The sequence below is a fragment of the Ligilactobacillus acidipiscis DSM 15836 genome (genome assembly GCF_001435755.1).
GTDB lineage: Bacteria > Bacillota > Bacilli > Lactobacillales > Lactobacillaceae > Ligilactobacillus > Ligilactobacillus acidipiscis.
In genome coordinates this window covers 1-6,543 of the sequence record NZ_AZFI01000119.1, presented here as the reverse complement: position 1 = coordinate 6,543, position 6,543 = coordinate 1, and the positions used below count along the sequence as shown (strand labels likewise).

Below are 6,543 nucleotides of genomic sequence, written 5' to 3'. Positions count from 1 at the left end.
TTTCATCAGTACCACTTGATAAAGAACCCAATTTTTAAATGCTTATTTTGCCAAATAAAACTCGAAACGCTCACCAACATACTGGGTCCGCACATACTCAAACGGCCGTCCATCGTTTAAACTAGTTGTCTGGCGTAAACGCAAAATAGCTGCACCTCTTTTGACTTCCAGATAATCAGCAATACGTTCAGGAGCAAGAGTTGCAGAAACAGTTTGCTCGGCGTGCCCGATCGTTAAACCGTGCTCTTCTAACGTCCGATACAGGGAAGTAGAGATTTGCGACCTGGCGTAATCTTTAACGAGAGCATAAGGTAAAGTTGCCACTTCAAAACAGATCGGCAAATCATCCGCATACCTGATCCGCTCCATTCGTAAAACTTTCTCTCCATCAGCAAGTTCTAATCTCTCACTTTCAGAGATCGAAGGAGTGGTCACCAAATAAGAAATAGTTTTACTAGAAGCTTTTTTCCCTTGGGATTCAATGATTTCTGTAAAACTAGTGACCCCAGAAGACATTCTTTCCTGGACCTTCTGGCGCGCGACAAATGTTCCAGAGCCAACATGACGCTCTAAAATCCCTTCATCGACCAGTGTCTGAACAGCCTGACGCAAAGTCATACGGCTAACACCAAACTGTACAGCCAGCTCACGTTCAGCAGGGATACGATCCCCTATTTTCCATTTGCCAGATTGGATAGTCTGTTTAATTTTGTTATGAATCTGGATATATATTGGCGAACCCACTTGGCAACCCTACTCCCTCTATAATTTTATCTTTTAATAACAGTGATTATTTTTTAAAAAGGCGTCCAAAACTATATGTTTCCTGCAAATGTAAGTCTGCATCAAAGACATTCAAATCAGCATCCTTACCAACTTGCAAACCGCCCTTAGAAGTCAAACCAAATTCTTTAGCTTGGTTAACAGAAGACATCTTAACTGCTTCTTCAATACCGCAGCCGGTAAACTTCATAATATTAACAAAGGCATCTTGATATTGCAAAACTGACCCAGCCAAATTACCAGCTTCCAGGCGAGCCTGTTTGTCTTTAACGATCACTTTTTGACCGCCAAGTTCAGAGATACCCTCAGGCATTCCTTTAGCTCTCATTGAATCAGTAACGAGTTCTAACTTATCTGGCCCCTTTAGTTCATACGCTAATTTGATCATATCTGGAACAACATGAAAACCATCAGCAATCATCTCACAATAAATATTATCTTCTAGCAAAGCATGCCCTGTAACACCAGGCTCACGATGTTTAAATTCGCGTTGGGCATTGTATAAATGAGTAACATGGCTTGCTTTTGATTTCTTCATTTGTGCTCTTGTAGCGTTACTATGACCGGCAGAAGGAACAATATTATGGGCCAAACAATAATCTTCAAATTCTGCTGTCCCTTGATGTTCAGGTGCATACGTGATCATCTTGATATGACCCCCGGCTAGTTCATTCCAATGTGCTAATAATTTTGCATCAGGATCTTTAATATATTCAGGTGGTTGTGCCCCCTTGAAATCCATGGCAACGAATGGTCCTTCCAGATGAGCCCCTAAAATAACTGGATTGACCTTCATGGCGTCATTAACAGCGACCATTGCTTTGTCGATGTTTTCATTTGACTGAGTCATAGTCGTGGCAAAATAGCCTGTGATACCCTCATATACCATGTCTGTGACCATTTCATCAAGTTGAGCAGCATCACCATCCATCGCATCAAAACTATAACCACCATGACTATGAACATCAATAAAGCCGGGAACTACGATCTGACCTTCAAGATCAACGATCTCACTATCACCGGCTTTTGGACTAAATTCAGCCATTGGACCAACATCTTCAATTTTATTGGAAAAACGAAGATAACCATCATTTATTTTTTCTTCACCTGTATAAATTACTGCGTGTTTAAGTACTTTACTCATCTTTACACCTCATTTGGATTCAATACTTCTATCATAATCGGTATATACCAAAAAAGCAAGTCTCCTTGTCCAACCAGTTCCATTTAAGGTCTGATCATTCTTTGTCTTTAGCGATCGTCGCATCAATTCCTTCAATAACTGCTCTGGTAAAACCGGCTTCTTCCATGGCTAACAAACCAGCAATTGTCGTTCCACCCGGAGAGCAGACATCATCCATCAGGTTCCGTGGGGCCTTTTCACTCTGCAAAACATTGGCGGCACTGCCCATTACTGCTTGCGCCGCAATTTTGACTGCAGCATTTTTGGTTAAACCATACTTAACTCCTGCATTAGCCATCGAATCAATATAATAATAAACAAAGGCTGGAGAACTACCTGCTAAAGCAACAAAAGTACTAAAATCCTGTTCATCTAAAGAAATAGTTTGCCCCAAATCGCTTAACAACGACTGAGCTTGTTGAAGATGAGCAGAACTTAAAGAACTATTGCCGACCAATGCAGTGATTCCCTGATTTATCGCTACATTAACATTTGGCATGATCCGTAAGATCTCGACATTTTTAGTCCCAATAAATTGTTCTAACTCTGCGAGGCTAACACCGCTTAACATCGATACTACGACTGGATGAGCGGTTATGATCGTCTTTTTAATATCCGATAGTACTTCCCCAGCCATTAAAGGTTTGACTGCTAAAAATAAAAGATCAGCTTGCTGAGCAACTTCATTGTTATTAGCACAAGCTGTTAATCCCCACTTTTGTGCATACTGCTCATAATTTGCAGGATGAGCGCTGTGAATCAAAATATCACTGGCAGGCACATTTTCCGCTGCTAAAATACCTTCAATAATTGCTTTAGCCATACTTCCAACACCGATAAAACCTATTTTCATAAATTTGCTCTCCTAACCTTTGGTTGCTGACATAAATATGCAAGATGTTTCGACTCTTATTTAAATTATAACAAAAGAATGAAACTTTAAAACACAAAAAATCTCCCAAATCAATGAATTCAAAGATTTGGGAGATAAGACTGTTCGATCATATAATTGGGATAGCTGGATTCGAACCAGCGAATCACGGGATCAAAACCCGATGCCTTACCGCTTGGCTATACCCCAATAATGGTGGAAGGGAGTGGATTCGAACCACCGAACCCGAAGGAGCGGATTTACAGTCCGNGCTACCCTTCCATAATGGCGCGGGACGGAATCGAACCGCCGACACATGGAGCTTCAATCCATTGCTCTACCGACTGAGCTACCGAGCCATTTACATCAATTTTAAATGAATAAGATGAAATCTTATCCTAACGGTCCTAGCCGGATTTGAACCGGCGATCTCCTGCGTGACAGGCAGGCGTGATAAACCCCTACACCATAGGACCGAATTATTTNCTAGTTACTGCCCATGCCGGGCACACTACAAACAATTACCCACGATCCTCAAAATAAGAATTGTGGGTAATTGTTTTTTAATGTTAACATATCAATGTTTATCTTCGTTAAATTATGCCGGCTGCAGGAGTCGAACCTGTGACCCTCGGTTTACGATACCGATGCTCTACCAACTGAGCTAAGCCGGCAAAATAAAATCCAGCTNCAGACGCTCTCCCAACTGAGCTAATCCTCCAATATGACCCGTACGGGATTTGAACCCATGTTACCGCCGTGAAAGGGCGGTGTCTTAACCACTTGACCAACGGGTCATTTATCTACGGAGAGCAAGGGATTCGAACCCTTGAAGGAGGGCATCCCCCCTTACATGATTTCCAATCATGCTCCTTAAGCCACTCGGACAGCTCTCCATCAATANGCCGCGTTTAGCCAGACTTCGCTACCCTTCCAAAAGATATGTCTCAAACATCCGACTTAATTATGATAACCTCTTTGGACCTAAAATGCAACATTTATTTTAAATAAAATATAAAAAAATATAAATCCACTTAAAAAAGCTTTATGTCACCATCATCGATCAATGATAACATAAAGCCTTTTGGCTACTTAACACCAGCCATGAATTTTTCGATTTTAGGAACAAAGAATAATAAGACGAAGCCAAAAATAACAGTAATGCCACCGATCAAACCGAAATACATCATCTCATTAGACGGCGTAAAGAAACGAACGATTTGAGCATTGATGGCCTGTGCGGCTGCGTCACCTAAGAACCACATACTCATCATTTGTGAATGAAAGGCCTTAGGGGCAAGTTTAGTCGTAACAGATAGACCAATTGGTGAGATCAACATTTCACCGATAATAACAAGTGCCCAACTAGCGATCAACCACCATGGACTGACTCTTGTATCAGTACCATGGATAAACAACGGGATCATCATCCATAAAAATGATGCACCAGAGAAAAATAGACCATAAGAAAATTTCTTACCTGATGAAGGCTGTTTCTTACCAAGTTTATTCCACAACATTGAAAAGAACGGTGTGTATAACATAATAAACAAAGGATTAGCACTCTGGAACCAACTAGCGGGGAAATTAAAACCAGCAATCGATAATCTTGTCTGATCTTCAGCAAACAAAGCAAGAACAACCGAACCTTGTTCTTCAATTGACCAGAATAAAATCGAAGCAATGAATAATGGCACATAAGCCCAGACACGAGAACGTTCAACTTTATTGACCTTACCGCTAGTCAACATATTGATGAAGTAAACAACAGGTATTAAAACGGCACAGATACTTAAAATGTTGATAACGTTATTAACATTGAACATCTTGAATAAGGCCATGATCACAAAAATCAAAATAATTGCGACAACACCGATTGATACCTTCTTAATCAAAGCTTTTGTTTCTTCAGGCTGAATTGGATCAGAAGCATACAGACTATCTTTAGGAAGATATTTCTTACCATCAATAGTATATTGAACTAAACCAAAGAACATTCCGATCGCAGCAAGAGAAAATCCAAGATGGAAGTTAACGCTTTGACCCAGCCAACCAACAATATAAGGAGCAATAAAGGCACCCATATTAATTCCGAAAACAAAAATACTAAAACCAGAGTCACGACGCGTGTCCTCTTCAGAATACAAACCGCCGACCATTTCGGAAACATTTGGCTTTAATAAACCAGTCCCAATAACTATCAAGGCAATTGAAATATATAACGCAGCACTGCCAAATGGAGTTGACAAAACAATATGACCAAACATGATCAAGATGCCACCAATAAAGACAGTCCGACGTGGTCCCCATAAACGATCACTAATAAACCCGCCAAGAACACTAGAAAGATAAACTAGTGAACCATAGATCGACATGATCGATGCTGCAGTAGGCTTGTCAAAACCAAGCCCTCCCTTACTAACAGCAAAATACATATAATACAGCAAAATGGCACGCATACCATAGTAACTGAATCTTTCCCACATTTCAGTAAAGAACAGCGTAGATAACCCACGTGGGTGCCCAAGAAATGATGGTTCTTTACTACCACTCATTAGATATGATTCCTCCATATTTTTACCCTGAAAGGGCTTTTTATTCATTTAAATAAATTAAATAACGATAACTATTATAAAATTCAAAGATTTATGCGTCAATGACACTCACTGATTATTAATAAATCCGGTGGCAGTTTATCATTTTTAGTTAACTTTATTTTTATTTTTTTATAATAATTATCAACATTTAGCCATTTTTTCTTTATTCGAATAATATTTTTTTAATTGATCTCGTTGTTCTTATTGCGACTTTCTAGTGTTCATTAGTATATCTAAGAAAGTTTTTAAACTATTTTACTTATTTTTTACTGCGTAAGTTTACTTTTTCATTAGAACCCTGACAACAGACTCACTTTTCTTACCTTCATCATAGTAAATCTTGATTCTAAGATCACATAATTGTGATCTTAGAAAATTTTCTTGCACAGTAAATAACATTAATGGCTATGAGCGGCTATGTGTACGGCATTCGTAAGCGTTTGCATACAACAAAGGATGACATATAAGAAACAAGCAAAAAGATGATCCATGTTAACTAAAATGACAAAATAAAGTAATTATTCTTAATTTTCACTTGTTTGTGTTCGAATGCAAATGACTCGGAAAACTAAAATGGTCATGATAGAAATCTCTAAAATAAACTCTATTACATTCATAATAGAGCCACATTCATTAGAAAAATTAAAAAATGGCAAATACTGTCAGCTCTAATCCAAAGATCTCTTCAAGATAAAAGATATTTTCCCTGCAAAACTCAGATTTCCACCTCATATTTTCCGATAGCCAAAACTTGATTTGGTCCCATATAATATCTTTTTTCTAAAAATAAAAAGCAATTCAGAAAATCTTATTTGAACAGATATTGATTCAATGATCACTGGGGCATTCTGACACTCTCTGCATAATTATTTCACTAAAGCATGCTTTCGCCTGGTACCAAATTAAAATTCTAAACCAAACTATCATATTAAAACGCTTAGGGAGATTTTAAAAGAATGCAGTACAGGTACATTTGCTGCAGTTTGGACACAGTATGGCAAAACAACATCCAAAACTCATTGAGGGTATAAAGCTAAATCTGATACCTATCTTGAATAGCTTACTTTGAGATGGGATCAAGAATCGGGTAGGAGATAGTTCACACTATC

At 38.7% G+C, this 6,543-nt stretch carries 4 protein-coding genes and 7 tRNA genes; all 11 read right to left on the bottom strand.

Going from position 1 to position 6,543, the window contains the following annotated elements; translation table 11 throughout:
* Positions 1 to 42: 42 nt before the first annotated feature.
* On the bottom strand, positions 43 to 744 hold the full coding sequence (locus FC65_RS07945; RefSeq protein ID WP_010497835.1) for a GntR family transcriptional regulator: 702 nt from the start codon (positions 742 to 744) through the stop codon (positions 43 to 45).
* Between the two features lie 46 nt (positions 745 to 790).
* A complete protein-coding gene (gene nagA / locus FC65_RS07940; RefSeq protein ID WP_056972211.1) occupies positions 791 to 1,927 on the bottom strand; it encodes an N-acetylglucosamine-6-phosphate deacetylase in 1,137 nt (378 codons plus the stop codon).
* Between the two features lie 94 nt (positions 1,928 to 2,021).
* On the bottom strand, positions 2,022 to 2,819 hold the full coding sequence (proC, locus tag FC65_RS07935) for a pyrroline-5-carboxylate reductase (protein WP_056972209.1): 798 nt from the start codon (positions 2,817 to 2,819) through the stop codon (positions 2,022 to 2,024).
* A 156-nt stretch (positions 2,820 to 2,975) separates the two neighbouring features.
* Positions 2,976 to 3,047: transfer RNA gene (locus tag FC65_RS07930), tRNA-Gln, on the bottom strand.
* A 4-nt stretch (positions 3,048 to 3,051) separates the two neighbouring features.
* Positions 3,052 to 3,119: transfer RNA gene (locus FC65_RS07925), tRNA-OTHER, on the bottom strand.
* Between the two features lie 4 nt (positions 3,120 to 3,123).
* Positions 3,124 to 3,196: transfer RNA gene (locus tag FC65_RS07920), tRNA-Phe, on the bottom strand.
* 43 nt (positions 3,197 to 3,239) lie between these two features.
* Positions 3,240 to 3,313: transfer RNA gene (locus FC65_RS07915), tRNA-Asp, on the bottom strand.
* Positions 3,314 to 3,438: 125 nt separating this feature from the next.
* A tRNA-Thr gene (locus FC65_RS07910) sits at positions 3,439 to 3,511 on the bottom strand.
* 51 nt (positions 3,512 to 3,562) lie between these two features.
* Positions 3,563 to 3,634: transfer RNA gene (locus FC65_RS07905), tRNA-Glu, on the bottom strand.
* A gap of 9 nt (positions 3,635 to 3,643) precedes the next feature.
* Positions 3,644 to 3,733, bottom strand: a tRNA-Ser gene (locus FC65_RS07900).
* A 192-nt stretch (positions 3,734 to 3,925) separates the two neighbouring features.
* Entirely contained in the window at positions 3,926 to 5,392 is a 1,467-nt protein-coding gene (locus FC65_RS07895; protein WP_056972206.1) for a peptide MFS transporter, read from the bottom strand.
* Positions 5,393 to 6,543: the final 1,151 nt, after the last annotated feature.

What these genes read in the sequence shown, in the direction of transcription:
- nagA (WP_056972211.1), bottom strand. Translation starts at nt 1,927, where the DNA reads ATGAGTAAAGTACTTAAACACGCAGTAATTTATACAGGTGAAGAAAAA.
- FC65_RS07895 (WP_056972206.1), bottom strand. Translation starts at nt 5,392, where the DNA reads ATGAGTGGTAGTAAAGAACCATCATTTCTTGGGCACCCACGTGGGTTA.
- proC (WP_056972209.1), bottom strand. Translation starts at nt 2,819, where the DNA reads ATGAAAATAGGTTTTATCGGTGTTGGAAGTATGGCTAAAGCAATTATT.